This window comes from Streptomyces enissocaesilis (assembly GCF_039533765.1).
GTDB lineage: Bacteria > Actinomycetota > Actinomycetes > Streptomycetales > Streptomycetaceae > Streptomyces > Streptomyces enissocaesilis.
This window is the reverse complement of record NZ_BAAAUD010000049.1, coordinates 39,552-65,552: the sequence shown is the minus strand read 5'-3', so window position 1 is coordinate 65,552 and position 26,001 is coordinate 39,552. Positions and strand designations below refer to the sequence as shown.

29 protein-coding genes, 1 tRNA gene and 1 pseudogene are annotated in these 26,001 nt (G+C 67.3%); 10 read left to right on the top strand and 21 right to left on the bottom strand.

From position 1 onward, the window contains the following. Positions 1-92 precede the first annotated feature (92 nt). Positions 93-899 (bottom strand): class I SAM-dependent methyltransferase, encoded by an 807-nt coding sequence (locus ABD374_RS25180; RefSeq protein WP_344497891.1) that lies wholly within the window; start codon positions 897-899, stop codon positions 93-95. 168 nt (positions 900-1,067) lie between these two features. Between ABD374_RS25180 and mshA the strand changes: the two genes are divergently transcribed. The 3 genes from mshA (at position 1,068) to ABD374_RS25165 (ending at position 4,132) form a co-directional block, all read left to right on the top strand. Further along, positions 1,068-2,414 (top strand): D-inositol-3-phosphate glycosyltransferase, encoded by a 1,347-nt coding sequence (mshA, locus tag ABD374_RS25175; protein ID WP_344497890.1) that lies wholly within the window; start codon positions 1,068-1,070, stop codon positions 2,412-2,414. After that, complete coding sequence (locus ABD374_RS25170; protein ID WP_344497889.1) at positions 2,407-2,910, top strand: type III secretion system chaperone family protein; 504 nt, start codon at positions 2,407-2,409, stop codon at positions 2,908-2,910. The genes mshA and ABD374_RS25170 overlap by 8 nt, the downstream gene beginning before the upstream one ends. Before the next feature lie 241 nt (positions 2,911-3,151). Next, positions 3,152-4,132 carry an LAETG motif-containing sortase-dependent surface protein gene (locus ABD374_RS25165; protein ID WP_344497888.1) on the top strand — a complete coding sequence of 327 codons (981 nt, stop codon included), beginning with the start codon at positions 3,152-3,154 and terminating at the stop codon, positions 4,130-4,132. A gap of 168 nt (positions 4,133-4,300) precedes the next feature. On the opposite strand, the gene ABD374_RS25160 is transcribed toward ABD374_RS25165, so the two are convergent. Further along, positions 4,301-5,650, bottom strand: a complete 1,350-nt coding sequence (locus tag ABD374_RS25160) for an MDR family MFS transporter (protein ID WP_344497887.1) — start codon at positions 5,648-5,650, stop codon at positions 4,301-4,303. A 131-nt stretch (positions 5,651-5,781) separates the two neighbouring features. On the opposite strand from ABD374_RS25160, the gene ABD374_RS25155 reads away from it, so the two are divergent. Further along, on the top strand, positions 5,782-6,543 hold the full coding sequence (locus ABD374_RS25155) for a phosphoglyceromutase (protein ID WP_344497886.1): 762 nt from the start codon (positions 5,782-5,784) through the stop codon (positions 6,541-6,543). Between the two features lie 100 nt (positions 6,544-6,643). Here the strand turns inward: ABD374_RS25155 and ABD374_RS25150 are convergent, their stop codons facing one another. The 12 genes from ABD374_RS25150 to ABD374_RS25095 all read right to left on the bottom strand — a co-directional run bounded on the left by ABD374_RS25150 (position 6,644) and on the right by ABD374_RS25095 (position 14,440). After that, positions 6,644-6,823: a hypothetical protein gene (locus ABD374_RS25150; protein WP_344497885.1), complete on the bottom strand. Its 180-nt coding sequence runs from the start codon at positions 6,821-6,823 to the stop codon at positions 6,644-6,646. Positions 6,824-7,260: 437 nt separating this feature from the next. After that, a complete protein-coding gene (locus ABD374_RS25145; protein WP_344497884.1) occupies positions 7,261-8,499 on the bottom strand; it encodes a tyrosine-type recombinase/integrase in 1,239 nt (412 codons plus the stop codon). Next, a complete protein-coding gene (locus tag ABD374_RS25140) occupies positions 8,499-8,699 on the bottom strand; it encodes a helix-turn-helix transcriptional regulator (protein ID WP_014047492.1) in 201 nt (66 codons plus the stop codon). The genes ABD374_RS25145 and ABD374_RS25140 overlap by 1 nt, the downstream gene beginning before the upstream one ends. A 2-nt stretch (positions 8,700-8,701) precedes the next feature. Further along, positions 8,702-10,075: a replication initiator protein RepSA gene (gene repSA / locus ABD374_RS25135; RefSeq protein WP_344497883.1), complete on the bottom strand. Its 1,374-nt coding sequence runs from the start codon at positions 10,073-10,075 to the stop codon at positions 8,702-8,704. After that, positions 10,068-10,253, bottom strand: coding sequence for a hypothetical protein (locus ABD374_RS25130; protein ID WP_344497882.1), 186 nt, complete (start codon positions 10,251-10,253; stop codon positions 10,068-10,070). Before ABD374_RS25130 ends, repSA begins: the two co-directional genes overlap by 8 nt. Positions 10,254-10,344: 91 nt before the next feature. Continuing rightward, a complete protein-coding gene (locus tag ABD374_RS25125; protein WP_344497881.1) occupies positions 10,345-10,653 on the bottom strand; it encodes a SpdD-like protein in 309 nt (102 codons plus the stop codon). Between the two features lie 23 nt (positions 10,654-10,676). Next, positions 10,677-10,832 carry a hypothetical protein gene (locus ABD374_RS25120; RefSeq protein ID WP_344497880.1) on the bottom strand — a complete coding sequence of 52 codons (156 nt, stop codon included), beginning with the start codon at positions 10,830-10,832 and terminating at the stop codon, positions 10,677-10,679. A 12-nt stretch (positions 10,833-10,844) separates the two neighbouring features. Further along, the gene (locus ABD374_RS25115; protein ID WP_344497879.1) at positions 10,845-11,036 is read right to left on the bottom strand and encodes a mobile element transfer protein; all 192 of its coding nucleotides are present in this window, start codon (positions 11,034-11,036) and stop codon (positions 10,845-10,847) included. A 28-nt stretch (positions 11,037-11,064) separates the two neighbouring features. Further along, positions 11,065-11,730 (bottom strand): DUF2637 domain-containing protein, encoded by a 666-nt coding sequence (locus ABD374_RS25110; RefSeq protein WP_344497878.1) that lies wholly within the window; start codon positions 11,728-11,730, stop codon positions 11,065-11,067. 79 nt (positions 11,731-11,809) lie between these two features. Further along, positions 11,810-13,162, bottom strand: a complete 1,353-nt coding sequence (locus ABD374_RS25105; protein ID WP_344497877.1) for an FtsK/SpoIIIE domain-containing protein — start codon at positions 13,160-13,162, stop codon at positions 11,810-11,812. A 2-nt stretch (positions 13,163-13,164) separates the two neighbouring features. Beyond that, the gene (locus ABD374_RS25100) at positions 13,165-13,521 is read right to left on the bottom strand and encodes an SCO3933 family regulatory protein (RefSeq protein WP_344497876.1); all 357 of its coding nucleotides are present in this window, start codon (positions 13,519-13,521) and stop codon (positions 13,165-13,167) included. Between the two features lie 139 nt (positions 13,522-13,660). Beyond that, positions 13,661-14,440 carry a GntR family transcriptional regulator gene (locus ABD374_RS25095; protein WP_344497875.1) on the bottom strand — a complete coding sequence of 260 codons (780 nt, stop codon included), beginning with the start codon at positions 14,438-14,440 and terminating at the stop codon, positions 13,661-13,663. A gap of 18 nt (positions 14,441-14,458) precedes the next feature. Here ABD374_RS25095 and ABD374_RS25090 point away from each other — a divergent pair, with 18 nt between their 5' ends. Both ABD374_RS25090 and ABD374_RS25085 read left to right on the top strand, forming a co-directional pair. Further along, positions 14,459-14,926 carry an NUDIX hydrolase gene (locus ABD374_RS25090; protein ID WP_344497874.1) on the top strand — a complete coding sequence of 156 codons (468 nt, stop codon included), beginning with the start codon at positions 14,459-14,461 and terminating at the stop codon, positions 14,924-14,926. Between the two features lie 646 nt (positions 14,927-15,572). Continuing rightward, positions 15,573-15,875 carry a hypothetical protein gene (locus ABD374_RS25085; RefSeq protein WP_344497873.1) on the top strand — a complete coding sequence of 101 codons (303 nt, stop codon included), beginning with the start codon at positions 15,573-15,575 and terminating at the stop codon, positions 15,873-15,875. Positions 15,876-16,058: 183 nt separating this feature from the next. On the opposite strand, the gene ABD374_RS25080 is transcribed toward ABD374_RS25085, so the two are convergent. Continuing rightward, complete coding sequence (locus ABD374_RS25080) at positions 16,059-16,661, bottom strand: hypothetical protein (protein ID WP_344497872.1); 603 nt, start codon at positions 16,659-16,661, stop codon at positions 16,059-16,061. A 235-nt stretch (positions 16,662-16,896) separates the two neighbouring features. On the opposite strand from ABD374_RS25080, the gene ABD374_RS25075 reads away from it, so the two are divergent. Beyond that, positions 16,897-17,835 (top strand): SRA domain-containing endonuclease, encoded by a 939-nt coding sequence (locus tag ABD374_RS25075; protein WP_344497871.1) that lies wholly within the window; start codon positions 16,897-16,899, stop codon positions 17,833-17,835. A gap of 127 nt (positions 17,836-17,962) precedes the next feature. On the opposite strand, the gene ABD374_RS25070 is transcribed toward ABD374_RS25075, so the two are convergent. Continuing rightward, positions 17,963-18,050 (bottom strand) — tRNA-Ser (locus ABD374_RS25070). Positions 18,051-18,148: 98 nt separating this feature from the next. Continuing rightward, positions 18,149-19,879, bottom strand: coding sequence for an AIPR family protein (locus ABD374_RS25065; protein ID WP_344497870.1), 1,731 nt, complete (start codon positions 19,877-19,879; stop codon positions 18,149-18,151). A gap of 775 nt (positions 19,880-20,654) precedes the next feature. On the opposite strand from ABD374_RS25065, the gene ABD374_RS25060 reads away from it, so the two are divergent. Further along, positions 20,655-20,894, top strand: a complete 240-nt coding sequence (locus ABD374_RS25060) for a hypothetical protein (RefSeq protein ID WP_344497869.1) — start codon at positions 20,655-20,657, stop codon at positions 20,892-20,894. A 371-nt stretch (positions 20,895-21,265) separates the two neighbouring features. Further along, positions 21,266-21,841 (top strand): hypothetical protein, encoded by a 576-nt coding sequence (locus ABD374_RS25055; protein ID WP_344497868.1) that lies wholly within the window; start codon positions 21,266-21,268, stop codon positions 21,839-21,841. Positions 21,842-22,061: 220 nt separating this feature from the next. Here the strand turns inward: ABD374_RS25055 and ABD374_RS25050 are convergent, their stop codons facing one another. From ABD374_RS25050 to ABD374_RS25035, 4 genes are all read right to left on the bottom strand, one after another. Next, complete coding sequence (locus ABD374_RS25050; RefSeq protein ID WP_344497867.1) at positions 22,062-22,574, bottom strand: hypothetical protein; 513 nt, start codon at positions 22,572-22,574, stop codon at positions 22,062-22,064. 410 nt (positions 22,575-22,984) lie between these two features. Continuing rightward, the gene (locus ABD374_RS25045; protein WP_344497866.1) at positions 22,985-23,329 is read right to left on the bottom strand and encodes a hypothetical protein; all 345 of its coding nucleotides are present in this window, start codon (positions 23,327-23,329) and stop codon (positions 22,985-22,987) included. Beyond that, positions 23,313-24,065, bottom strand: coding sequence for a GntR family transcriptional regulator (locus tag ABD374_RS25040; RefSeq protein ID WP_344497865.1), 753 nt, complete (start codon positions 24,063-24,065; stop codon positions 23,313-23,315). The genes ABD374_RS25045 and ABD374_RS25040 overlap by 17 nt, the downstream gene beginning before the upstream one ends. A gap of 591 nt (positions 24,066-24,656) precedes the next feature. Continuing rightward, positions 24,657-24,935 carry a hypothetical protein gene (locus tag ABD374_RS25035; RefSeq protein ID WP_344497864.1) on the bottom strand — a complete coding sequence of 93 codons (279 nt, stop codon included), beginning with the start codon at positions 24,933-24,935 and terminating at the stop codon, positions 24,657-24,659. 79 nt (positions 24,936-25,014) lie between these two features. On the opposite strand from ABD374_RS25035, the pseudogene ABD374_RS25030 reads away from it, so the two are divergent. Beyond that, positions 25,015-25,773, top strand: a pseudogene (locus tag ABD374_RS25030) (GntR family transcriptional regulator). Positions 25,774-26,001 lie beyond the last annotated feature (228 nt).

Sequence of the window (26,001 nt, the reverse complement as noted above, 5' to 3'; positions counted from 1 at the left end):
GACAGAGGCCCCCGCTCACAGGTTTCTGACGAACGGCCGGCGGGCCGTGTTCCCCTCCGGCAGTCACTCGTCCGAGGAGGCCCGGACCGGTTTCAGGCGGCGCGGGGCTGGAGAGCGGCCCAGTCCACCGTGACTTCGCCCTGCCGCCACCGGCGCTCCCCGTCCGCCAGCGGCCAGTCGGCCGAGAGGTCGCGCACGGCCTTGATCCAGCGCTGCCGGGCGCCGAGCGAGGCGTACGGAGCGGCCGCCGCCCACGCCCGGTCGAAGTCCCGCAGGAAGGCGTGCACCGGCTCGCCCGGCACATTGCGGTGGATGAGCGCCTTCGGCAGCCGCTCCGCGAGGTCCGACGGCCGGTCCAGGGACCCGAGCCGGGTCGCGAAGGTCACCGTCCGCGGCCCCCCGGCCCCGAGCGCGACCCACACGTGCCGCCGCCCGATCTCGTCGCACGTCCCCTCGACCAGCAGCCCGCCGGGCGCCAGCCGCCCGCACAGCCGCGCCCAGACGGCGGCGACCTCCCCCTCGTCGTACTGGCGCAGCACGTTCGCCGCCCGGATGAGGGCGGGGCGGCGTCCGCCGGGCAGCGGCACCTCGAAACCGCCGTGCCGGAAGGCGAGGCCGTCGCGCTCGTACGGCTTCGCGGCGGCGACCCGGGCCGGCTCGATCTCGATGCCCACGACCTCGGCGGCGGGCACGGCGGTGCGCAGCCGGCCGAGCAGCTCGACGGCGGTCCAGGGCGCGGCCCCGTACCCGAGGTCGACCGCGACGGGGTCGGGGCTGCGGCGCAGCTCGGGACCGTGCACGGCGGCGATCCAGCGGTCCATGCGGCGCAGGCGGTTCGGGTTGGTCGTCCCGCGGGTCACGGCGCCGACAGGGCGCGAGGGGGGAGTACGGGAGGCCATGAACCGAGGGTAAGTGAGGGAAAACGCCCCTCCGGTCCCGTGAAGGTCGGGACGGATTGAGTAATGATTTGGCAAAGCGGAAATTGGAAGGGGGCATTCCGCTGTTTGCGCTCAATAGAGGGCCTCACACCCTCTCTCCGTCATGCCCCAGCGAGGAGGACCGTCGACGTGAGCCAGTACGTCTCCCGACTCGCCGGCACACTGGCGACGCCGCCCCGCCTGAGGCTGCCCGGCGGCCACCACCGCAAGCCGCGCCGCATCGCCATGCTCAGCGTCCACACCTCCCCGCTGCACCAGCCGGGAACGGGCGACGCGGGCGGCATGAACGTCTACATCGTCGAGCTCGCCAAGCGCCTGGCCGCGATCAACATCGAGGTCGAGATCTTCACCCGGGCGACCACGGGCGGCCTGCCCCCGAGCGTCGAGCTCGCGCCCGGCGTGCTGGTCCGCCACGTCGACGCGGGACCGTACGAGGGCCTCGCCAAGGAGGAGCTGCCCGCGCAGCTCTGCGCCTTCACACACGGGGTGATGCAGGCATGGGCCGGCCAGCGCCCCGGCTACTACGACCTCGTCCACTCCCACTACTGGCTCTCCGGACACGTCGGCTGGCTCGCCGCCGAGCGCTGGGGCGCCCCCCTCGTGCACGCCATGCACACCATGGCCAAGGTCAAGAACGCCGCGCTCGCGGAGGGCGACACGCCCGAGCCGGCCGCGCGCGTCATCGGCGAGACGCAGATCGTGCGCGCCGCGGACCGCCTCATCGCGAACACCGCGGAGGAGGCCGACGAACTGGCCCGCTTCTACGAGGCCGACCCCGGCAAGATCGCCGTCGTACACCCCGGCGTGAACCTGGAACGCTTCCGTCCGGCCGACGGCCGGGCAGCGGCCCGCGACCGCCTGGACCTGCCCCAGGACGCGGTCGTCGCGCTCTTTGCCGGCCGCATCCAGCCGCTCAAGGCCCCGGACATCCTGCTGCGCGCGGTCGCGGTGCTCCTCGACGAGGACCCGTCGCTGCGCTCGAAAATCGTCGTGCCGGTCGTCGGCGGCCCCAGCGGCAGCGGCCTCGCCAAGCCCGAGGGCCTTCAGAAGCTCGCCGCCCGCCTCGGCATCGCCGACGTCGTACGCTTCCGCCCGCCCGTCGGCCAGGACCGCCTCGCGGACTGGTTCAGGGCGGCGTCGGTCCTGGTCATGCCCTCGTACAGCGAATCCTTCGGCCTGGTCGCGATAGAGGCCGAGGCGTCCGGCACACCGGTCGTGGCGGCGGCGGTGGGCGGTCTGCCCGTCGCCGTACGGGACGGGCAGACCGGCATCCTCGTCGAGGGCCACGATCCGGCCGGATACGCCCGCGCGCTGCGCCGCTTCATCGACGAGCCCGGCCTGGTGGACCGGATGGGCACGGCGGCCGCCCGCCACGCGCAGTCCTTCGGCTGGGACACCGCCGCGTCCGCCACGGCCGACGTGTACACGGCCGCGATGCACGAACACCGCCGTCGCGTACGCTCGCACCATGGCTGACGCACGGCAGACCGCCGCCGAGACGCTCGAACGGACGCTGAAGGACGCGGACCTGAAGTGGGAGAGCCCCGAGCCCGGCTCGTACGTGGTCACCCTCCCCGGCACGCGCAAGCTGTCCACCACCTGCTCCCTGATCGTCGGCAGGCACTCCCTCTCGATCAACGCCTTCGTGATCCGGCACCCCGACGAGAACGACGCGGCGGTGCACCGCTGGCTGCTGGAGCGCAACCTGCGCCTGTACGGGGTGAGTTACGCGATCGACTCCCTCGGCGACATCTACCTGGCCGGGAAGCTCCCGCTCTCCGCGGTGACCCCCGACGAGCTGGACCGCCTGCTGGGGAGCGTCCTGGAAGCGGCCGACGGCAGCTTCAACACCCTGCTGGAGCTGGGTTTCGCGAGCGCGATCCGCAGGGAGTACGCGTGGCGGGTGTCGCGCGGCGAGTCGACCGGGAACCTGGACGCGTTCGCGCACCTGACCCGGCCTGCGGCCGACTGATCCCGACCGTCCCCGACCGGCCCCGGCGGTCCGCCGAAGGCCCCGCGCACGGTGCGGCAGTTGACAGGGGCATGCGCTGAGAACAAATATGCCTCTTGCCGCTGGGGCCGTACTGTCCCGGCGTGCGCCTCTGTGCCTTCCTCGACCATTCGCCCGGTGCGGCGTCGCTCTTCCTTTTCCCGGCAGTTCCCGCTGCCTCGAGCGCTCGGCCGGGCGTTGTGAAGCCATGATTGGATTCCGCATGTCCATAGCGAGTCGTGTCACCCTGTGGCGCCTGGCGGGGGTGGGCGCAGCAACTCTCGCCCTGTCCACGGCAGTCGTCGCCTCCGCCCACGCGACCGGTTCCCCCGGCGGCAACGGGTGGGACAACGGTCCCCAGGCCGCGTACAAGCCGGGCGCGGGCGCAGGGGTGAAGACCGCGACCGACCGCTGCGAGTTCTCCCTCGACGGGCAGGCGTGGAACGCCTCTGTCCGGGTCGACGACCTGACCCTCAAGCCGTCCGACGACGGCAAGGTGCACGTGAAGGTCCGGGCCGCCGCGGACGCGGCGTCGTGCACGGCCTCCCTCGCCTCCTACCGTACGCACGGCGCGACGTGGCAGACCTCCGGGGAACAGGTCTTCCACGACTTCGACACCGTGAACGTCAAGGGCGGCGCGGTCGACACGCTCGACATCGCGGTGCCGGACGTGGGCTGTTTCGCCCAGGTCGACCTCTACCGCGGCAGCGTCAAGTACGACGGCAGGACCGACGCGAACGACGGCTTCGAGCACGGGGACCTGCCGGTCGGCCCCAGCCGTCCGGTCATCAAGGACCAGCTGATCGCGGCCTGGAACGGCGGTACGAAGGACTGCACCAAGCAGGAGGTCCCGGCCCCCGGGACCCCCTCCGCGACCCCCTCCGACACCCCGTCGCAGACCCCTTCGGAGACTCCGGCCGAGACGGAGACCGCCCCCGCGACGAAGACGCCCGCGGCGTCCGAGCCGGCGACGCCCACGGAGGCCGGGACGGCCCCCGCCGGTGAGACCGCGACGGCCTCCCCCTCGGACGCGCCGTCCGAGTCGGCCCCCGCGAACCCGGGGTCCGACGACTCCACCGGTCCGCTGGCCGAGACCGGCAGCAGCAACGTCGGCGTCACCGTCGCCGGTGCGGCCGCCCTGCTCGCCGCCGGCGGCGGCGTCCTCTTCGCCGTGCGGCGCCGTCAGGCAACGCGTAGCAGCTGACGACTGACAGCTGACAACAGCTCACATGCCGGAAGGGGTACGGCGGATCGCCCGCCGTACCCCTTCCGCGTACCCGCCCGCACTGAACGCACCGCCTTCCCCGCGCGCGAGCCCCCTTCCCCGCGTCCGGTCCCGTCCGGCTCTGCCCGCAGGCGCGTTACCCGCCCCTCACCCCCGGGCACCGGCCCCGGGCTCCGCCGCCTGCTTCCGCGCACCGGCGGCGGAGGGAGCCATCGCCGCTTCCACCACCGCCACTTCCGCGACCGCCGCTTCCACCACCACTCCCTCCGTCTTCGCCTCCACCTTCGCCTCCGCCGGAAGGCTCCGCATCAGCAGCCAGTACCCGGCCGCCGCCACCGTCCCCAGCACCGCGCAGGCCCCCCACAGCCACTCCGCCCCGTACCGGTCGATCAGGAAGCCGGACATCAGCGGGGCGACCAGCGCCGCCGCCGCCCACGACATCGTGTAGATGCCCTGGTAGCGGCCGCGCCCGTGCACCGGCGACAGGCGCACCACCAGGCTCGTCTGGGTGGGGGAGTTCACGATCTCCGCCAACGTCCAGACGCACACGGTCAGCGCGTAGACGGCGATCGACCCGGCGAAAGCCGTGAGCCCGAAGCCGTACCCCGCGAACAGCGACGAGGCGATCAGCAGCCGACGCGGATCCCGGTGCTCGATGAACCTGGTCACCGGTATCTGCAACGCCACGATCAGCACACCGTTGACCGCGATCGCCATGCCGAAGTCGGCGCTGGTGAAGCCGTCCGTGCCCATCGCCACCGGCAGGCCGACGTACCCCTGCTGGAAGATCAGCGCGATGACGAACGACAGCCCGACCACGCCCATGAAACGCCCGTCACGCAGTACGGCCCCCAGCCCGACGTCCGGCTCGGCCGGCCTGCCCGCCGCGTCCATCACCCGTACCGGCCTGGACTCGGGCAGCTTCACGAAGATCAGCACCGCGCACACCAGCGTCATCACGGCCTCGCCGAGGAAGCCCGCCAGATAGCTGTACTCGGCGATGAACCCGGCCCCCGCCGAGGAGATCGCGAACCCGAGATTGATCGCCCAGTAGTTCAGGGAGAAGGCGCGCACCCGGTCCTCGGGCTTCACGATGTCCGCCATCATCGCCTGCACCGCCGGGCGCGAGGCGTTGCTCGTCATGCCGACGAGGAAGGCGACGGCCGCGATCGCCGCCGGGTGCTCCATGAAGCCGAGCAGCGCCACCGAGAAGGCGGTCGACGTCTGCGCGACCAGCAGGGTGGGACGCCGGCCGAGCCGGTCGGTCATCACGCCCGCGCCCAGGGAGGAGACGACGCCGCCGAGCCCGTGCAGCGAGGCCACGAGTCCGGCGTACGACGCCGAGTAGCCGCGGTCCAGGGTCAGATACAGCGCCATGAAGGTCGCGACGAAGGCCCCGAGCCGGTTGACGAGAGTGCTCGTCCACAGCCACCAGAACTCCTTGGGAAGCCCGGCGACGCTCTCGCGCGCGGCCCGCCTCAAGCTCTTCACGGACATGGTGGCCATCGGGCTTCCCCCCAGGGATGTAAGCGGCTCAGCGAATAATCGCAACTTACAAGTGCCCTGCTCGGGGGTGCCAGTCAATTGACGGCAGGCGTCAATCGTGGCGCGTGGATTAGGCTCGGCGCATGGCCGAAGCACCGTACAAGCTGATCCTCCTCCGCCACGGCGAGAGCGAATGGAACGCGAAGAACCTGTTCACCGGATGGGTGGACGTCAACCTCACCGAGAAGGGCGAGAAGGAGGCGGTACGCGGCGGTGAGCTGCTCGTGGACGCCGGCCTGCTGCCCGACGTCCTGCACACCTCGCTCCAGAAGCGCGCGATCCGCACCGCCCAGCTGGCGCTGGAGTCCGCGGACCGTCACTGGATCCCCGTCCACCGCTCCTGGCGTCTGAACGAGCGCCACTACGGCGCCCTCCAGGGCAAGGACAAGGCGCAGACCCTCGCCGAGTTCGGCGAGGAGCAGTTCATGCTCTGGCGCCGCTCGTACGACACCCCGCCGCCGGTCCTGGAGGACGGTGCGCCGTTCTCCCAGTCCGACGACCCGCGCTATGCGACGATCCCCGGCGAGCTGCGCCCGCGCACCGAGTGCCTCAAGGACGTCGTCGAGCGCATGCTGCCGTACTGGTACGACGGCATCGTCCCGGACCTCCTCGCGGGCCGCACCGTCCTGGTCGCCGCCCACGGCAACTCGCTGCGCGGCCTGGTGAAGCACCTCGACGGCATCTCCGACGCGGACATCACCGGACTGAACATCCCCACCGGTATCCCGCTCTACTACGAGCTCGACGCCGACTTCCGCCCGCTCACCAAGGGCGGCACGTACCTCGACCCGGAGGCCGCGAAGGCCGCCATCGAAGCCGTGAAGAACCAGGGCAAGAAGAAGTAACCAACCAGCTGTAAGCCCCCCACCTGCGGGTTTTCCGCGTGGTGGGGGGCTTTTCACTGCGCTGGGCCGTCTGTGGGCCGTGAGGTGCTTGGGCGGGCCGTCAGGTGCGGCGACGCCAGCGGCGGATGCGGATGTCGAGGACGATCAGCAGCGCTACGGGGACGGCGATCTCGGCGGGGGCGTCGGCCCATAAGGCGAGCGCGCCGCCGGCTGTGCCGACGAGCGCGAGCGGCAAGTCGCGAGGACAGATGTCGACGGTGACACCTGTGCGTGGGACCATGAGGCCTCCATCTGCGGTTGGTTCCTGGCTAGGGATTCCGAGTGCGGAAATGGAAACGAATGCCGCCCATGCACGGGCGGCATTCGCATGTGGTGAGACTTTCGCACAGCTCAGCTTCGCAGACAAACGTGCAGCTAGAAGAGGGCTTAACTGCAACAGCAGAAAAGTCGCAGATTGATTTACGCGGACGCTGACTCGTTTTACTGGTTGGACGTTTCCTTGTATGGCTGGGATGGCTCGAACACCCTGCCTGAGTGGGGAGTTGCCTGCCCAGGCAGGGATGTTCGAGAAGCGTGGAGCCTTCCGGACCTTCCTTGCAGGGATTTTCAATCGTTCATGCGCGAACGGAAGTCAATCGTGCATGAATGAAGGCTAGGTAATCGGGCTCCAATTCACGCCTCGCGCTCAGTTTTTGAGCTTTACTGAATCTTGAGAGCTCAGTTTCCGTGCCCCTGGATTTCGTATGTGTGCTCGATTGCCTTCCGCGTGCGCTCCTGACTCGACGGCATCAGATGTGCGTACACCCGCAGCGTCAGGCCGGGGTCCGAGTGACCGAGGTACTCGGCGAGCGCCTTGATGTTCTCCCCGGCGTCCAGCAGCACCGATGCGTAGAAGTGCCTCACGGCGTGCATCCCGTTCTCGCGCGACTCGGCATGTGGGGTGCCGGCCGCAGGCACCGAGATGACTCCGGCCGAGGCCAGAGCCGGTTTCCACGCTTCCTCGTTGAGCGAGGTTCGCCAGACGTGGCCACCGCGCGGGCCCGTGAAAATGAGCCGCTTGGTCACCATCGGCCCGCCCGCGACCTTCCACGGCAACGTGATCCCGACCGGCGGGAACTGCTTCATGTGGGCCCGTAGCGCGTCAGCGACGGGACCCGGGAGCGGTACGTCCCGGAGCTTGCCACCCTTGGGCGGGGCGAAGACGGGCTTGCTGCGGCTCAGCTTCAGTTGCTGGACGACGTGCAGCGTGTCCGCGTCGAAGTCGATCGCGTCCACGGCGACGCCCAGGATCTCGCCTTGCCGGAGGCCGCAGCCGCCGCCGAGGTCGACCATCGCCTGATACCGCTCGGGCATGGCCGCGCGCACAGCGAAGAGCCGTTCCGCGGTCCAGGGCGTGACACGTTTCGTGTCCACGGTCGGCGGCCGGACCGAGCGGGCAGCGCAAGGGTTCCGGGGAAGGTGCCCGTCGTCCACGGCCGCGCTCAGAGCCGCCCGCACGTTGGAGTAGATCGTCCGGGCGTACGAGCCGCGGACACCGTTCGCCTGGAGCTGCTGCACCCAGTCGCGGATGTGCGCCGGCTGGAACGAACCGAGCGGACGCGCGCCCAGGTACGGGAACGCGTGCAGCCGGAGCTGCGACTCCATCGAGGCTTGCGTGTTGGGGTCGGCCCCCTGCGTGGCTACCCAGCGTTCCGCGTACTGCTGGAAGGTGGTCCGGGCGGCACGAGGGTCGATGTACTGGCCACGCGCCATGTCCGCCTCGATGTGCGCCAGCCACTGATCAGCCAGTCGCTTCTGTCGGTCGGGGAAGCTCTTGGACTTCTCCGTACCGTCTGGGCCGACGTAGCGGGCGCGGTAGCGCAGCCCGGATCCATAGCGCTCCGACTTCACCTTGCGTGGCTTGCCGTCGGGGCCGGTCTCCGTCGTGAACCAGCGGTCCTGGACGTGTCCGGCCATCAGGCAGCCACCTCGCCCCGACGGGAGTCGACCCAGGCCCGTACGTCGTCGGGGTCGAAGCGAAGGTGCCGGCCGACACGGAAGCCGCGCGGACCGGTCCGCTTCCGTCGCCACTGGTAGACCGTCTCCACACTGGGCAGCTCGAACATCTCGACCAGGTCGTCAGGCGTCAGATAGCGACTCGGCAGGGGAAGCGCCATGGTCACCACTCCCTCTCATCGGCCAGCTCCGCCATGGCTTCGCGGGCGGTCTCACGGTTGAGCCGGAGATCTCGGGCGATGGTCGCGGCGAGGACGGATTCGCCGGGGGAGTGGCCGTGCCCGGCGTACTGCCAGTCGGTGAGGACGAGCACGGTGTCCGGGGCGCGGTCGTCCATGCCGAGGGACTGTCGTTCCTGCGCGGCGCGGAAGTCGGCGCGGGCCTGGCGGAGCTCGCCGAGGGTGGTCGAGTAGCGGCGGGACTTCGAGGAGAAGTGCCCGCGGAACCCGAGCATGTGCGCCCAGGCCCACAGCCGGCGTTCGGGGTAGAGCGGATCGAGGAGGTGGCACGCGGCGATGAGGCGACGGGCGTGATCGGGGACGCCGTGGCGGTCGAGTTCGGAGAGTTCGCCGATGCGCCGATCCAGGGTGCCGGTGTTCTCCGCGGCCTTGGTGGCGTACTTCGCGACGTAGGACGCCACGGCTTGCTCGGTGATGTCGGAACCGTCGCCGAAGGCGGTGACCGGGCGGACGTCGAGCTGGGTGCCCCAGCGGAACGTGCGAGCGGGCTGGTCGTCGACGGCGGGAGCGGACACCGAGGTGTAGTTGTGCCGGGCGGCGGCGTGGATCGCGTCGGTGAGCAGGCCGACGGTGGCCCAGGACGGAGGCGGGGTGTCGGGTCCGTCCGGCCCGTCGATCCGCAGCACGGCGTGGAAGTGGATCGCCCCGCGCTTCTGGAACTCCGCGACCTTGCCGTACGAGAGCCGGGCGGATTCCTTCAGTTCGGCCTGTGTGAGTCCGGCGCGGGCGGCGATCTCCCGTCGGAGGCGGGTGGTGAACCGCATCCAGAGATCACCGGCGTGGTTGTTGAACAGGACCGATCCGGCGTAGTCGTACGTCTCCGGGTCCAGGGCGGTGCCGAGTTCGGGGACGTCGGCGGAGTGCCGGCCGCCGCAGCGACAGGTGCCCCGGTCGGGCCGGTTGTGAACCGGTCCGAAGGACGGCGCGGTGAGGGTGGCGAAGACACGGGGGTGATCCCGCACGGTGGCGGGCACGTCGCGGCGGTCGTCTCCGGCCAGGCCCGCGCGGATCAGGTGGTACGTGTCTCCGGCGTACGTCCAGGCACAGGACGGGCAGCGGGAGGCGCGGCGGTTGCCGCAGGCGAGACGAAGGCGTCCGCCGGGTTCCGACTCGGTCGAGTAGTGGTGCAGGGTCTCGCCGGTGGTCTTGTCCTTGGTGAGGGTCCAGCCGGTCAGGTGGATCGGGTCGGAGCAGCCGCCGGTACGGCGGATCTGGTCTTCCCAGCGGTGGAAGTCGGGGGCCGAAGCCACCCTCAGCAGGTCGCCGAGGGTGATCCGGTCGAGCGGCGTCTCAGGCATGTGCACTCTCCCGGAGACGTGTGGTGCCGACGGTCCCGGTGCCGTGGCAGGTCGAGCAGTTCGCCGTGACGGTCCGGCGGTGGCCGTGTCGTTCGCGTCCGCCGAGGGTGATCGCGACGGAGGCGAAACCGCGGCAGGCCGAACAGACGCGGGACGACGGGCGGTTGCGGTCGGTCATGATGGTGCTTCCTTCCGGATCTGTGGTTCGGACAGGGGCACGGCTTCCGGGCGGCGGATGCTTGGCGGTATCGAGGCCGCCCGGAAGCCGGTCAGCGGTGGTTCTGCGACGCCACGAGCGAGCGGATGACCAGCGCGCAGATGGCGAGCGACGCGGCGGAGACGGCGACCGCCAGCAGCATGGACACCAGGACCGCGCCGACGACCAGGACCACGGCCGTACCGCCACCGATGACGGCGACGACGGCACCGGGCGTGAGCTGGACTGTGGGACGGGCCGGGGCCGGGGCGGCGGGTACGGGAGCCGGGGTGGGGTGGAGCGCGGCGGGCACGTCGGTCCGGGCGGACCCCGTGACGATGCCGATCGGCGTCGGGTTGGTGGGGATCTTCGGGCGGAGCATGGTGGTTCTCCCTTCGGTCGGGCCTACTTGACGGCGGTGTCGATCACGGGGGACAGCAGGCTGTCGGCGAGGAGGTAACCGCCGAGCAGCAGCACGAGCACGAGCCACCAGGGCGGGCGGATCAACTTCACGCCGAGCCAGCCGACGACGATCAGGGCGAGCCAGAGAGGGACGTCCATGGCGGGGCTCCTTCAGCGGACCTTGCAGCGGTGGGTACGGGCGGCGAGCTGGGCGGCGGACCGGTTGGTGAAGTCGGACGACCAACCGCAGCGGTCGGCGGTGCACACGGCGGCGTGCTTGGTGCGGCCGTGCCGGTCGCGGTGGGTACCGATCTGCACCGGACCGATCCGCAGCACGGAGTGGAAGTGGTCGCGAGCGGGCATAGTGGATCTCCTCTCGGTTCAAGTCGGTTCAGGCGAGCTGGGCGGCGATGGCGGCGGCGAGCTGGGGCGGGACCCCGAGACGGGCACGCAGGGTGTCGGTGTCGATCGGTGAGCCGGTACGGGTGCGGTGGTCGTCGGCGACCTTCCGGGCGTGGTCGACGAGCGCGGCCGGGACGGGCGGAGACGCGTCGGCGGGAGGCAGGACCGGAGACTCCTCAGCCACAGGAACCGGTACGGGTTCCAGCTCCGGGGCCTGTTCGTCGGTGACGAGCTCCGGCGCCGGGGGAGCAGCCGCGGGTGCCGGCGGAACGGGCACCGGGTCCTCAAGCGGGGGCGATGTGTGGGCGAGGAGCGTCCCGCCGAGGAAGGCGAGCGCGGGCCACCCGGCGACGCCGAAGCGCAGCCAGGCCGGAGGGTCCTGGAGATCGAGGAATCCGGCGGTGGCGACGTTGGCGCCGAGCGAGGCGACGAGCGCGATCAGGAACCAGCACCAGGCGAGCCGGGACGGGCCGTCCTTCCGCAGTCGGCGCCAGGCGGCGACCAGGAGCAGATCGACGCTGATGGGGTAGGCCCATGCCTTCCAGCCGTCCTGGCCGGCAGCGGCGGCGAGGTCGTGAAGGTGGGCGAAGGACAGCGCGCCGGCGATCACGGCTTGGACGAGTACGGCGTCCACGCGGACGGTGGGACGGGCCATCGCGGACTTCTCCTTTTTCGGCATGGGGCGGGTAGGGACTTGGCGCGAGGGCGGTCACGCCGGCCGGTGTACGGAGAGGTCAGGCGGTGGAGGGCGCGGCTTTGGTGAGCGGCGCAGCGGCCGGGGCCAGTGACGCGACGGCGGGCCGGAAGGCCGCGAGGGCGGGCACGTCCGGGGTGCGGTCGGCGTGCCGGTTGCAGATGTTCACGGCTTGGCGCAGGGAGGTGTGCGGCGCTCGGATGCGGGTCCATCCACCGGTCGAGTCACCGGAGACCGCGATGCCGGGGACGTCGGTGGGAATCTGGATCGCGGCGAGTACGGCGTCCGGGGCGATGTCTCCGAAGGCCATGTTGGCGCTGGACTCGTCGTTGACGCGATGGGCGGTCCGGCCGGTGAGCTGGGCGCGGAGCATCGTGATGCCCTTGCCGAGCTCGGAGCCGAAGCGCTGGCCGCAGATCTCCAGATAGATCCCCGCGGCACGGCCGAGCTGGGCGAGGCGGACCAGAGCGGTGACGATCCGGTCCCGGCGCTTCTCCTCGTCCTTGGTGGCGAAGAGCGCCAACTCGGCGACTTCGTCGACCAGGACCACGACCGGAGTCGGGCGCAGGTCGGCCGGCAGGTCCCAGATGTCGGCGGCTATGTCGGCGTCCGGAACGTCGACGGTGATGCGCTGAGCGGAGCGGATGAGCTGATAGACGTCCTCCATGTGCTGCACGAGCGCTTCGAGGAGTTCGAGTGCCGTGTCCGGGTTGTCGGCAAGGGCGGAGAAGCGCCGGGCCAGGGGAAAGAGCTCGACGCCCTGTTTGCAGTCGATCCCGACGAGAGCGACATCGTGCGCCGCCAGCCCCGCGATCAGATTGCGCTGGTAGACGGACTTTCCCGACTCGGTCGCGCCGAGCGTCAGCCCGTGGGGCACGGTCCGGTAGTCGCGGTAGTGGACGGACCCGTCCTCGCGCAGTGCGACAGGGATACGCATTGGCTCGCGGTCGGTCTCGGCGGGCATCTGCACCCGCTGGAGAACGTCGTATCCCGTCATCCGTAACTCGACGACTCCGGAGCGGACTTCACGGGAGGTGACTCCGTACATCCCGAAGGAGTGCCGAAGGCGGTCGGTGGCCGAAGTGACGTCGAAGGCGTCCTGACCGGGGCGGAGTTTGAGGCGCAGGAGCAACCCGGTGCGGGTGGGCCGGAACCGGAGGATGCGCGGCGCCTGCGACTCGGGGACGGGGCGGTTCGCCATCCGGGCGAGGGACAGACGCCAGCGGGCGGGCGGAACGGTGAGCCCGCAGGCGTCCATGACCGAGGCGTACCGGATCGCGACCCGCAGCGCGGCGAAGGTGACCCCGAAGGGCATCCAGTACCAGGCGGGACGCCGCCACCGCAGGATCACTGCGACGACGACCAGCAGCAGTGAGACCAGGAGACCGGTCATGATCAAGCCGCCTTGGGCTTCTCGGCACTGGCGGCGAGCGAGGTGACCGCCACCGCGCGGAAGGCGATGCCGTGCCGCTTCTGGCCGTTGAACTCGTTCTCCCACGGGCGGGCGATCAGGCCGGTGACGGCGACGGGCGTGCCCATCATCAGCTCGCCGGAGATGCCCGACTCGGGGACGGTGACCGACAGGATCTCCACTTCGTCGTTCGCCGCGAACATCACGTCCACGGTCATGAGCTTCGCGCCGCTCTCGGCGTCCATGGCGATCTCGCCGGTACGGCGGTCCTTGACCTTGATCTGCGGGGGCTTGGCGACCATCACGGAAGCGGTGGAGGTATCTACGGGGATCATACGCACAGAAGATCACTCCTATAGAGATGCTGGACTCCATCACTCATGTATATGAGTGACATGAAGAAGAGTGCATCACTCCTATACATGAGTCAACCCGCCGAGACGAAGAAGTCGCGGCGGGCTGCGGGAAGTTGAGTGAGCGTCAGTCGGTGGCAGGGATGCGGTAGCTGAAAACGAACTGGTCAGCGGCCATGAGGGTGTCGCAGACCTCGACGACCCGGTCCTCCGTCGTCCTCGCCTCGCGGATCAGATGAACCACCGAAGCGCCGGGGCTCAGAGCCAGTTCGGATGCCTCCGCCTTGGTCGCCAGCCGGGCTTGCAGCGTCTCGACGAACTCCGCGAACTCATGCCCATGGTCTTCGAGGCGGGCGTAGATGCCGCCACCACCAGGATTCTTCGCGAACAGCTCGGGGATGTCCTTCGCGACGTCCCACGGGAGGTACGACGTGGCCGTCTCCACGGGAGTCTCGTTCCGGAAGTAGAGCCGTCGCCGAGCGAGCACCTGAGTGCCGGCCGGAACGCCGAGCCGCTCCGCGATGTCCTTCGGGGCGTCCACCGGACCGATGTAGAGAACGCTGACGTGCGCCTTCGCACCGGACTGTTCCGACTCGGCGAGGTATGCGGCTTTGCCGCCCCGCCGGTGGGAGCGCTTGAAACGGTCCGAGGACCGGTGCCGTATCGGCGGCCGGGCCTTCACCATGGACCCTTTGCCCTGGCGGGTCTCCACGAGGTCACTCGCCCGGACCTCCACCATGGCTTTCCGGATGGTGCCGCCCGAGACGCCGTAGCGCTCCACGAGCTCCGATTCGCTGGGCACCATGTCACCGGGCTTCAAGATCCCGGCGCGGATCTGCTGAACGATCTCCTCGGCGATCTGCACGTACCGAGGTACGGACTTCCCACCTCCTACTGCTGTTTCCATAGTCCTTCTCTTCCTCCTATGCTCCTGTACATGAGTAACAGTGCGCAGGAGAGCACGTCAACGCCGCTTCACTCCGTGTCCGTAGCCGGAGTGGTCGTGCGCGAGGACGGGCGGCTCCTGGCGATCCGCCGTGCCGACAACGGCACTTGGGAGCTCCCCGGCGGCGTGCTCGAACTCGACGAAGCCCCGGAGGCGGGCGTCCGGCGCGAGGTCCTGGAGGAGACGGGCATCCACGTCGAGGTGGACGAGCTCACCGGGGTCTACAAGAACACCACGCGGGGCATTGTGGCCCTGGTCTTCCGGTGCAAGCCCGCCGGCGGGAGCGAGCGGACGTCCAGCGAATCGACCGCGGTCGGATGGCTCACGCCCGAAGAGGTCGCGGAGCGGATGTCCGAGGTCTACGCGGTCCGACTGCTGGACGCACTCGACGGGAACGGGCCCCACGTGCGAAGCCATGACGGCAAGCGCCTGACACCGATCCGATAGAACTTTCCCTACTTCATCAAGACCCGCGCACGGCGCGGGCGCGCGCCGCCTCTGCGGCGCGGCCTGCCTCCTGTCTCCGCCCCGGCTGGCCGCGCCCGGCGGCGCGCTGCGTGCTCGGGGATGGGGAGGAAACCCGCTGTGGCTGGGGCGGTCGGCTCCACGGCTTTAGGCAGCCACTTTGGGGCGAGCCTCTAAGATCATGGCCCCGATTCGGGCTGTTGCGGGCAGGCTAGGTGCTGCCCGAATCGCGGCCAGCGTAAGGGGCCATGATCACTCGCCCCAAAGCAGCTCCAGCCCAAAGCCGCTCCACCGACCTTGTGCGTCATCCGCAGGCGGGGTCAGCCAGAGCATGCCTCACACGGATCTGTGTCTCCTCAGGGAAGTCCGAGGCCAGGTCGAGCACGCGGGTGCGGTCGGCAGGCGCAACGTGCGCGGGGTCTTCCAGATCTCCGATCCAGTCGGCGAGTGTCTCGATTGCGAGCCCATGCTCACCAGCTCTGAGGAAGTCGAGAACGTGTCCGCGCGTGGGCTCTGAATCGGGGCCCATGAGGGCTTCGGCCAGGCTCCGTACGCGCTTCTCCCACGCTGCGTATGACTGCATCATCCCCGCATCCTGGCACGCTGACCGGTCGCGTACCGTGATCGCGTGGACGAAGAAACGGTGCTCATCAAGCTCACGCGCGACCAGGCATTCGTCCTGTCCGACTGGCTCTACGAGGTCATGATGCGGTCGGACAAGCTGGGCGCCATCGTGCCGGACCGCGCGGTCTGGTCTAGCATCTATGCGATCTCGGGCACCCTCGAAACGACACTGCCCGAGGTCTTCATGCCGGACTACGCCGGGCGGCTGGACAGCGCTCGGCAACGTTTGCTCGATGCTATGGGTTGCGACGAAGAGGCAGACCAGAGCCTGTCAAGACCGCCGTCTGGCGATAACATCAACTGCTGACACCAACGAGCGCGAATCTCGCCGATCGATGCTGAACATCAGCGGCAGGCCAGCACGGGCCCGAAGCGGGTTGCGCGTGGTGCCAGAGTTCCCACGATCGACCTGATAAGGATGAGGCTCTGGCTAGCCCCAGATGGGGCGCCGCCCAGGTTGAGGGTAGCGCCCCAATCCGGCCTGGCTCAGTCATTGAGGCATTCTCAGACCGTTAGTCAGGGGCTCGTGATGGTGCCAGATGAGGTATCGATCTTCTTGGCGTAGCTCCGCAGCGCCCCATTCCAGTCGCATCACGCCGTCGTTCATGGAGCAGGCGTAGGCGACGAGGACCAAGCCGACTTCTGGGGGGAGTTGGCCGAGATCTTTGTGGGCTTCGTGCTCTTCGAGTTCTTCGAGCCCTAGGTCCAGCTCCCCCTGCATGGGTTCTGGCCCGTGGCGTCGGATGAGGTCAGCACGTAAGCCCGTGGCTCGTCGAAGTCGTGCCGCGGTGACGGGTACGTCCGTCTTGGCGTAGCGGATCGGGTAGATCACGTTGTCTGCGACGATCATGACGGTTCGAGCCTGGAGGCGGACCGCGGTCGCGCCGGGGAGATGTTCGAGGCCGGCGGCGAGTTCCTCGTACTGCACGGCGTGGAGACCGTGTCCGTACGCCTCCAACGTTTGAGTGTGCACGCCTTGGTGACCGTTCCGAGCCCGTTTGTGGGCCCGCGTCAGGCACGCCGGTATGGCGTCAGCCAGCGCCTCCGCCACCTCACCGAACGTCTCCTTGGCCCACGGAGTAACCACGCTCATCGGCCTACCGCCCTTCCCCCCGAGCCTCTCGCCCGCCAAAGCAGCACCACGCCCACAGTCCCGGCCCCGGCCTTGACGCGGTAGTGCGCATAGGGGCGCATCTATGCACAGAACCGGCGTACAGATCAGTCGTAAGTCCAAATCGGATGTGGAAATTTTACATCTGATTTGCATGCATGCATGATTCTTACGATCGCATCTCGCTGTGAGGTGCGGCAGCTCTCGAAGGAGGCCCATGAGCGAGACGGCATCGGACACCGTGGAGTGGCAGCTCAAGCCCGGCGATCAGATCGAACGCAAGACGCTGCACAGCACGTTCGGGGGACGGACGCAGGGAGGCATCGGGCCGTCAGCCAAGACGCCCAACGTCTTCGTCTTCACGGACCCCGTCGCCGGCGAGAAGCACGGCTACTACGACGACTGGATGCCGGACGGCCGCTTCCACTACAGCGGAGAAGGCCAGTACGGCGACCAGCGGATGATCTCCGGCAACGCCAGCATCCTGAACCACCGGGCCGAAGGACGTGCGCTCCGCGTCTTCCAGGGCGCCCGCGGAACGGTCACCTACCGCGGCGAGTTCACCGTCGACCAGGAGAACCCCTGGTACTCCGCGGACGCCCCCGAGACCAACGACGGCCCTCTCCGTAAGGTCATCGTCTTCCGGCTCAACCCGGTAGACACCGCACCCCAGGAGCCCGCCACCAAGCTCGGCCGGCTGCTCGTCTCGCATCCCAACCAGGTGGACGACCTCCCCTTGGAGAGGAACGAGAGCGAGACCACGTTCGTCAACCCGAACCAGGAGCCCTACGAGGCCGACCGCAAGGAAGCCCGCCTGGTCAAGGCGTTCGCCGACTACCTGACCAGCAACGGTCACCAGTCCGGCCGGCAGCGCATCCTGCCCCCCGGTGAAAGCCGCCCCCTCTTTACCGACCTCCACGCCAAGGGACTCGGTCTCCTGATCGAGGCCAAGGGCAGCGTCACCCGGGAGAACATCCGGATGGCCATCGGACAGCTCGCGGACTACGGCAGGTTCGTCGACCACACCGTCCGCGCCATCCTGCTCCCCTCCGAGCCGCGGGAAGACCTTCTGGCCCTTGCCAAGACGCAGGACTGCACCGTGATCTGGCCCGAAGGCAAGGGGTTCATCAGCACCAACCCCGACGCACTCCCGTAGCGGCGAATCGAACGGTGACCGTGCCCCCTCCGTGCCCGATCGGCCGGGAACCCGCGGGGAACCACGGACATGACGCACGAGAACGGCCCCCGACCGATTTACTTGGTCAGGGGCCGTTCATCTGCGGTGGGTGTGGGATTTGAACCCACGGTGACATCGCTGCCACCAATGTTTTCAAGACCGCGCAGCCTACTTAGCTTGAGCCCGACTGGCCTGCGTTTAAAGCCTGTGCAATCCCTTGTGAGCGTCGCCCGCCCGTGCACGGCCCACAGTCGCCCCTCTGGGGCGTGCTGATCAGGGGCTCCAGTTACTTCTACTTGGCGCCGTCCAATCGCCGGACCTCGCGGCGTAGATTCTCGGCGAACCTCTGAGTCCGGACCGTGTCGCGAGTAATTACTCCACTGGGGTCCTCAACCTTGGCAGCGATGTCAACCGCAGGCAAAAGCTTCTGAATCAATTCCTCGGCCGCGCTTGTGTCCCAGATGACACCGAGAATCTTCTTACATTCTCGATCGGCCAGTCTATTTCCCTGCGGCAAGTCCCCTGTGCCTAGCAGATATGTTTTTACTGCCATCAGTAGCTGATATTTGGCTGGTGTGTATTTTCGGTCAATTCTCTTGTTTCGAAAGAGCCATTCGATTCGCCATGCCGTGGCCGCGCTCGTATAGTATGCGAGTGAGCTCTGGTGCGGTTGAAATAGATCGCTTTCGCGCGTCTCTTTGAGCTCCTTGTAGTAGCGTCCGGCGCGTGAGGGCTCATTCAGGAACATCGATGCATAGGTTCTGGTGAGTGAAGACCGCGTAATAATCCTGGTCTTCTCCACGGACTGCTGAGAACTGTACTGGCGAGAGCGCCTCTCGTAGTAAAGGCGCTCACCTTCGGTGAATGACTGAAACAGGCCCTCAAGTTCCTTATGGAACGACTCTCGCGCTTGGAGATCCTCGTCGGTAACGGCTGTCTGCCTGTTGGTGGCAGTCGTAATCCCTGTGATTACGTTCTCCTCGCGTGATTGAATTAGCCGCACGTTAACGTGGACGCCTTCAGTGAGGTTGGCCTTTTCGTCGAATAGAACGTGGCATGTCTGGCAGCCGTTCACGATTTGGAAATCGCGGATATGGATATCGTCGCCCGCCAAGGTCAGCTCGCGAGTGACGATGGTAATCCCATTATTTAGGACCGCAAAACGTTCTCGATTCCCGGAGTCCCTAACGGTCTGCTGAATTTCGAGATTTACGGGGTTATAGTCCTGGAAATCTCGCACGTTCTCGAAGAAAAGAGTCTTCCGGATCCCCCCGCCCGGGTCGGTGATAATCCTCACCAAGTCTGTGGCGGGTAGAATTCCGAGAAATGCTTGCTCTACGAGTGGCATCTTTGGAAGGGTGATTCGCTTGGGCATTGTAAATTCTGCAGAAACCGCGGATGTGGCTCGCTGATAAAGGTCGCGTAGCTCTCGTGCGCCCAGGGGGGATGCATCGACTTCGCTGAAGAAGTTTGTTTGGTCTAGTCGTTTGACCGCAGACTTACGCTTGGCCTCAAGCATGCTGTCGCCGACCTGGCCCGTTGACGCGTATCGGACTGAAATGGCAGGCAGGCCTCGGGAAAGTTTCCCTAGGTCAGCATAGATTGCGTCGATGCACTCTCTCAGGTTCGCGATCTCTGGCGATGCTGGGTAATCGAGAGTATCTGCGGTGAATAGCTCGACTAGGTTGTCACTTAGGTCAGTGAATACCTTAGCCTCAAATCCTTGGCTTGTTTTGGCCTGAGTGATGATGAACCGCACGTCCAGAGTTCTGGCCTGGGCAACGGCTGCCCTGACGTCAGCGGCATCCAAGAGGAGGTCACCGTTAATGATGATCGCGGCAACATCTACGCCAAGGTCTCCTCCAGCTCCCATGCGGAATTCTTCGGGGTCAAACTCATCTTCGAAGTAGCTGCTGATAACACAAAAGCCGGCGAAGTCTTCAAATGCCTCAGATTCTGTGAGCTTCCTAAGCCCTCGCTCCTGTTGAAACTGCTTTACAAGGCCTTCAGTAATGCGATCCATAACCGACCTTCGACCTCTTTTGAGTGACGATATTTGGTTCGTGCGGAACTTACCTGGTCGTTGCGAAGATGCCGCTCGTGCTGTCCGCCGCCAGCATGTATCTATGTGAAGCTCACGGCGCCTGCAAGAGGAAAGTCCTCCCTGGCTTCATGTTCTCAGGGTAGAGGCCAAAGTGGTTGAGGGTTGATGCATCTAGAGACGACTTGTTCTCCTCCTAGCCCGCCACTCTCCCCAGCCCGGGATGGGGGCCCCAACGCTCACCACCAAGCGCCCGCGGTCGGGAACGGCGCACACCCCCGCCCGGTGGCGGTCGATCCCCTGCCGGAGGAGTCGTCTGTGGCAGTCAGCCGCGTCGTCCGGGTACTCAACTCATGACCTCCGGGCCTATCCACAGTGGGCGGGCGGCGGCGTAGCCTGGTGCTTGACAGGGTGGGGACAAATCCTGTCGCCGTCTCATCCGTTGGCCAACACGGAGCGCTGACGATGGTGACGTGATCCGAGGGGTCCCTCTTTGGCTGGGCCAGGTGTACAGCAGCGGCGTACCGCAACCACAGCAACCGCCCCAGCCCGCCACTGTCTCTCCGGACCCTCGTAACGGCCGGTATGGCCGTAGCTGACCGATCCGGCTAGAGCTACGGATCAGATGCTGAGCCTCTGTAGCAGGCATCATGAACCCGTGGGGATAGACGTGGAGCTGCACTCAGCACGGCCAACGGGTAACTGGCGCAAGTCTCGAGCGACGTTGCTGCAGAGTTCGTACGGGCACGGTGACGCGTTGGCCGATGCGATCGGCTCGCTCCGGCTGCTCGGAGTGTCAGGGCGGCTGACCGCCGTGGATCCGTACGGGGACGCTCTGATGAACGAGCAGGAGGCTGTCCTTGCTCTCGGCGAGATCCCCGATCTACGGCAACGGTGCACCGATGAGCGTCAGCTAGCTGCCTTAGACGATCTTGCAAGGTTGCTGGAGCAGTGCGCCGGCACTCCATGCAGCTATCTGTGGTTCCAGGGCGACTGAAGCCCCGTGCCCCATCCGTGCCCGATAGACCGGGAACTCACGGGGAACCATAGTCACCAGCAGGTACCGCGCATGGCGAAGGCCCCCGACCGATGTTCCTGATCAGGGGCCCTTCGCCTGCGGTGGGTGTGGGATTTGAACCCACGGTGACATCGCTGCCACGACGGTTTTCAAGGTCGCTCGTGCGCTCTCCACCCCGGACTCCCGGCGCCACACCTGCTCCACGGTGAGGGGGTCGACGGCAGACGGAATGGGAGTAGAGCCACGTTGCGGCTCGGGCGGCCATGCATCGGCCACGAAAAGTCGGCAAGCCCACAGTGACGGCAGCAGTAGCCTGCGGACACCACGTAGTGCATAGGCAAGGAGTCCGAGTGGAAGTTCTCAGTGCTCGCATCGCGATCAGGTTCACATCCGGTCTACACAAGCCACCCCGCGAAGCTTGGACTCTATCCCTGATAGAGATCGAGGTACCGGTCGAAGGGATCAAGGAGGACTTGGCCACCCTCACCACTCTCGACGGCAAGCTCGACTTCCCTGTGTCCAACTCACTATCGGTGCAGACCCGTGAGACGAACTGGGGAGCGTCTGGCTCGTTTGGAGAGTTCATCCTGGACCTATCGAGCGATGCCCTAGGCGGCGCAGGCGGTGTGGGCATCGGAGCCGGCATCGGCTACCTCATCTCCAAGGTGAAGGGGCGCACGCAGAGCGCATTCCCCAGTCAGCCGATTGATCGTGCGCAGGCAGCGGAACTCGTCCGGACGCACATCGCACTGCACTACACGGAAGTGGGTGAGGACCTCACCGAGATCGCGTCGTCCTTGGCCTTGGACACGGGCATCCACGAGTTCACCTTCAAGAGCCCGTCTGGTCGCGAGTACGGCGGAACCGCGGGCGAGATCTCAGGTGCCCCCACCTGCACGAAGGTTTGGTACAAAGCGGAGTCGTAGCCCCAGGCGAGGCTCTCCTGCGTGTCTAACTGAGTGACAACGCCCACGGACAGCGGCGGATGAGCACGAACGCCTGCGGACCATCACCCTAGGTGGGAGGCACACCAGGCCGGGACGGAGCTCGCCCTCGAGTTGCTTCGGGATGAAGAAGTCCCGTCGGCAAGGCGCGAAGGAGAAGATCAGCACTCCGGCGTACACGGCCCCCGAAGCGAACACGGGGTTAGTCAGCCACGCCCAGGTCTTCGCGCATAATCCGGCGCATGGCGGTGAGCGCGGGTTCTGCGGCCTTCAGGTCGAGGAGCGCCTGATCCGCACTTTCCCCCTCTCTCGATAGGCCACGATCAACGCGCTTGGCAGTAGCGTCAACCGCGGCCAGGATGACGTTCAACTCGCGAGATGCCGTGAGTACCACTTCGGGAACGACCATCTGAGCCTCGGCGTAGCGATCCCTGTAGTCCCGCCGCGCCTCCTCGACCTGGGCACGGGCGTCGTCGGTATAGACCCCATCTCGCAGGCGATGAAGGGCGTCCTTCAGCATGGTGTGGAAGTGACGAGAGGCTCGATTCATCCCGGTGTACGCGGCACGCCGCTCCTCGAAGAGTCGTCTCGCCTCCTCGGCTTGGCTCTCCTCTGCCCGCTGGCGTTTCGCCACCCACGTGGTAACCAACGGCGCTAAGAGCGTGCCAAGCACTCCGACGATGGCAGTGACCATGGCAGCTGTGGCGGCACCCATGCACGCGACCCTAGCGGCTGGCTACCGTCACTGACCCCGAAACCCTTCGACAGCCCTACTCAACGTCCTGCCTGACGTCCATCCCTGACATCAACGACGGCAGACAGCAGCGGCTACGAGCGATCAGCAACACTCCACTCTCGTGTACACCCATGTATCGCCCAGCCCCGCTGATCGAATTCCTAAAGTGGTGCTCAGCCGACCGTGGATTATCCGTGGCCACGTCTCGTCTGATCTGCCGCATGCAGGGCTCTAACCTGCTGTGTTATCCACGTCAAGGAGCCTCCGGAGCTGTGCCCCCTCCCAGGTGCTCGATGCAGCTGGTGTTGGCGCGTTTGACCGGCCTGGCGCGACGGCAGTGGAGCCCCAACCCTGAGGTTGGGGCTCCACTGCCGATCGTTGTTTGACCGCTACTTGAAGGTCGCTGGCCGCTGTGAGGGCTCGTCGCTTTTCTCGCGATCCGACGTGCCCGTAGGCGGCAGGCGATGGCCGCGGCTGATCGCTACCCGAAGCGCGTCCCGAAGAGCTCCGCTCATGGTCGCCACCAGTTGATGCAGCTCGTTCGGCTCCGTCTCTCCGCCGGCGAGCACTTCGGCCGCGTGCTCCAGGAGCTCGGCCGCCATGCCCAGCTGTACCGCTTCGGTGGTGTCGGCCAGGCGTGACAGGTGGCCGTGGCTGTCGTCAGTGCTCAGGTAGCAGGGTTTCCCCTCAGGTCCCGTCCATGGGAGGAGCCTCAGCTCATCTTGGGTCGTCATCGCCCTCCTCTTTCTCTTCGGTCATGGGGTAGCTGGTGAAGAAGGCGTCGGCGCGGTCGCCGGGTAGCACCAGGAGCGCTGCCTCGACAACGCGACCCTTGTGGTCAGCCCCCACGCGGGTGATCGCGAGCACTGCCAGAGCAGGGCTGATCCGGAGGGTCGTCGCCTCTTCGGGGGTGGGAGGACGGGCGCTGACCCTTTCCCGGATCTCAGCCAGTGGTGGGCGGAGTGCTGCCAACTTCGCCTCGACGTTCGTGCAGCAGGGCGGGTCGTCGGGCAGGTCGGTCGGAGCGAGGTCGCCGGGGACGTAGATACGAGCCAGGCTGTGCGGTGATTCCCCCTCGTGACTGAGGCAGAGGAATTCGGTCAGCGGGCTGCTTGCCGGCACCTCCAGCAGGCCGGCGAGTTGTCCGTGCGCCGGGAGGTTGGTGGTGCGGACGCTGACGCGCAACGCCGACTCGTCCGAGAACCTCGTCTGGAGTGATCGGTCACCGCCGACGTACGTGATCCTTCGTCGCGGATAGCGGACGAAGTTGCCCTTGCCGTGGATCTTCTCGACGAGCCCTTCACTCTGGAGGATGGCAAGGGCGTTCCGCAGCGTCGGCGTGCTGACTGCGTAGTGGGACGCGAGCCGCGCCTCGGACGGAAGACGTTCGTCAGCCTTGATCCGGCCGGTCAAGATCTGGGTCCGAATGTCATCGGCAATGACGTGACGGCGAGAAGGCACAGATTTCATCACCACCTCCTCATCACCCGTAGGGCTACGAACCGAGACCGGGAGTGCATGGTGAACAGCTCGCCCGACTCGAAGCGCAGGCGCTTTGCTCCGCCCGGGAGTTGGAAGAGGTCGACCACGCGGCACGGTTGGCCACCGATCTGGATGACGTCACCGCACCGCACGCTCGCAGAGGTGATCTCGACAGGGCCGGCCACTGCGCTGCCTGGTGCCCAGCCCTTCACCGCGGCACGTCCGTCCGGTTGACGATGGCGGCGGCCATGGGGTGGCAGGAGCAACTGCAAGCCTCGTAGACCACAGGGATCTCGACCGGTGCCGCAGCCTGGGCCGACTGCGTGCACTCATGGTGCGTACCGATCAGGCATGAGATCGACCGGTAGCGAACGGCCTGCGTGTGCGGAACGCGAGGGTACTGATGAGGAGGCATCAGGCGTCCTCCGCCGTTGCGAGCCGCTCGCGCCCGAAGTGATGGTGAGGCGCTGTCGTCGGCGGAACGGGCGCCGGAGGACGAAGACTTCGGCTCGTCGGGGCGCACGGCTCGTCGGTGCGCGAGACGGGGTGACGGATGCGGTTGAACACGTTGATCAGCTCCTATCGCTGATGGCCAGGTCCCCGGACATCACCCGTCGCGGGGGCCGCTGTTCGTACGGCGGCCCATAACGTGCGGCCGTTCAAGCTGTTGGCGAGGAGCCCGAACCGATCGGCCTCCGCCACCACTTCCAAGGCCTCCCGCCATGACTCGGCAGGGAGTGATTCCGGTACTTCCGCTTCGACCGACGTGAAATCGGCGTGCCGTTCCACGCGAGGGGCGAGCCCAACGGCGGACAGCCGCGCTGCGATGTCTTCGGCCCTTGCTTCCGAAGCGGTCACAGGGCAGCCTCCGGTGTCAGGCGATCACTTTACGTAAAGCTAGTTAACTAGATTAGAGCTAGTGGACTAGATTTTCCATATGTCTGAGCAACCGCCCTATCTCCGCATCGCCGACGAGCTCCGGCGGCGCATCGCGGAGCATGAGTGGGCGCCGGGAGACCGGCTCCCCTCACGTGCCCAGATCGCCCAGGAGTGCGGCGTCGGCGAGAACGTGGTGCGCCGGGCTCAGGAACTACTGATCTCCCAGGGAGCCTTGGAGGGTCGCGCCGGATCCGGTACGTACGTCGCGGCTCCTCGTCGGCGGGTGCGCGTGGTCCGCTCCTCGGCCCGCGAGCAGCCCGGCGGCTCCCCGTTCCGCGCGGACATGAAGGCCGTGGGCAAGCAGGGGGATTGGGAGAGCCGAACGGAAGCGAAGGTGCCGGCACCGGCCGAGATCGCGTCGCGTCTCGGCATCGCCGAGGGCGACCTGTGCGTCCGCACCGTGTACGAGTTCCTCGCCGACGGCAGGCCGGTGCAGCTGTCGACGAGCTGGGAGCCGTACGAACTCACCGCCGGCACCCTCGTCGTCCTGCCGGAGGGCGGGCCGCACGCCGGGGCGGGCGTGGTCAACCGCATGGCCGAGATCGGCATCACGGTCAGCCACGCCGTGGAGCAGCCGGAACCGCGGCTGGCTACTGCCGAGGAGGCGTCACTCCTGGGCATCCAGAAGGCCGCCCTCGTCACCCACATCAGGCGGACCTACTACAGCGACCAGGGGTAGCCGGTGGAGACGGCGGACATCGTTCTTCCCGCAGCGCTGTGTGAGATCGTTTACGAGGTTCCCATTGGCCGGCAGTGACCGGGGCGGTGGTGACGGCCGGGCCGTCCCTGGGCCGTCCGAGGTTGCTCAGCGGCACCCGATGACGACCAATGACACCCACTTACCTGTAGCCGATCAGGGTTCTCAGCTGGGAAAACCCTGATCACCAAGATCCGCAGCAAGAACCAGGGCAAGAAGAAGTAACACCTACGGATCGAGCCCCCTGCCGCGGATGCCCCGTGGCGGGGGGCTCGGTGCTGCGTGACG

Excerpts from the sequence above, each read along its gene's own strand:
- ABD374_RS25080 (WP_344497872.1), bottom strand. The coding sequence starts at position 16,661 with ATGAGCGTGGTTACTCCGTGGGCCAAGGAGACGTTCGGTGAGGTGGCG.
- ABD374_RS25040 (WP_344497865.1), bottom strand. The coding sequence starts at position 24,065 with ATGAAATCTGTGCCTTCTCGCCGTCACGTCATTGCCGATGACATTCGG.
- ABD374_RS25115 (WP_344497879.1), bottom strand. The coding sequence starts at position 11,036 with ATGCCCGCTCGCGACCACTTCCACTCCGTGCTGCGGATCGGTCCGGTG.
- ABD374_RS25180 (WP_344497891.1), bottom strand. The coding sequence starts at position 899 with ATGGCCTCCCGTACTCCCCCCTCGCGCCCTGTCGGCGCCGTGACCCGC.
- ABD374_RS25160 (WP_344497887.1), bottom strand. The coding sequence starts at position 5,650 with ATGTCCGTGAAGAGCTTGAGGCGGGCCGCGCGCGAGAGCGTCGCCGGG.
- ABD374_RS25145 (WP_344497884.1), bottom strand. The coding sequence starts at position 8,499 with ATGGCCGGACACGTCCAGGACCGCTGGTTCACGACGGAGACCGGCCCC.
- ABD374_RS25095 (WP_344497875.1), bottom strand. The coding sequence starts at position 14,440 with ATGGAAACAGCAGTAGGAGGTGGGAAGTCCGTACCTCGGTACGTGCAG.
- repSA (WP_344497883.1), bottom strand. The coding sequence starts at position 10,075 with ATGCCTGAGACGCCGCTCGACCGGATCACCCTCGGCGACCTGCTGAGG.
- ABD374_RS25090 (WP_344497874.1), top strand. The coding sequence starts at position 14,459 with ATGCTCCTGTACATGAGTAACAGTGCGCAGGAGAGCACGTCAACGCCG.
- ABD374_RS25045 (WP_344497866.1), bottom strand. The coding sequence starts at position 23,329 with ATGACGACCCAAGATGAGCTGAGGCTCCTCCCATGGACGGGACCTGAG.
- ABD374_RS25130 (WP_344497882.1), bottom strand. The coding sequence starts at position 10,253 with ATGACCGACCGCAACCGCCCGTCGTCCCGCGTCTGTTCGGCCTGCCGC.
- ABD374_RS25165 (WP_344497888.1), top strand. The coding sequence starts at position 3,152 with ATGTCCATAGCGAGTCGTGTCACCCTGTGGCGCCTGGCGGGGGTGGGC.
- ABD374_RS25105 (WP_344497877.1), bottom strand. The coding sequence starts at position 13,162 with ATGACCGGTCTCCTGGTCTCACTGCTGCTGGTCGTCGTCGCAGTGATC.
- ABD374_RS25120 (WP_344497880.1), bottom strand. The coding sequence starts at position 10,832 with ATGGACGTCCCTCTCTGGCTCGCCCTGATCGTCGTCGGCTGGCTCGGC.
- ABD374_RS25170 (WP_344497889.1), top strand. The coding sequence starts at position 2,407 with ATGGCTGACGCACGGCAGACCGCCGCCGAGACGCTCGAACGGACGCTG.
- ABD374_RS25150 (WP_344497885.1), bottom strand. The coding sequence starts at position 6,823 with ATGGTCCCACGCACAGGTGTCACCGTCGACATCTGTCCTCGCGACTTG.
- ABD374_RS25065 (WP_344497870.1), bottom strand. The coding sequence starts at position 19,879 with ATGGATCGCATTACTGAAGGCCTTGTAAAGCAGTTTCAACAGGAGCGA.
- ABD374_RS25110 (WP_344497878.1), bottom strand. The coding sequence starts at position 11,730 with ATGGCCCGTCCCACCGTCCGCGTGGACGCCGTACTCGTCCAAGCCGTG.
- ABD374_RS25155 (WP_344497886.1), top strand. The coding sequence starts at position 5,782 with ATGGCCGAAGCACCGTACAAGCTGATCCTCCTCCGCCACGGCGAGAGC.
- ABD374_RS25075 (WP_344497871.1), top strand. The coding sequence starts at position 16,897 with ATGAGCGAGACGGCATCGGACACCGTGGAGTGGCAGCTCAAGCCCGGC.
- ABD374_RS25140 (WP_014047492.1), bottom strand. The coding sequence starts at position 8,699 with ATGGCGCTTCCCCTGCCGAGTCGCTATCTGACGCCTGACGACCTGGTC.
- ABD374_RS25050 (WP_344497867.1), bottom strand. The coding sequence starts at position 22,574 with ATGGGTGCCGCCACAGCTGCCATGGTCACTGCCATCGTCGGAGTGCTT.
- ABD374_RS25125 (WP_344497881.1), bottom strand. The coding sequence starts at position 10,653 with ATGCTCCGCCCGAAGATCCCCACCAACCCGACGCCGATCGGCATCGTC.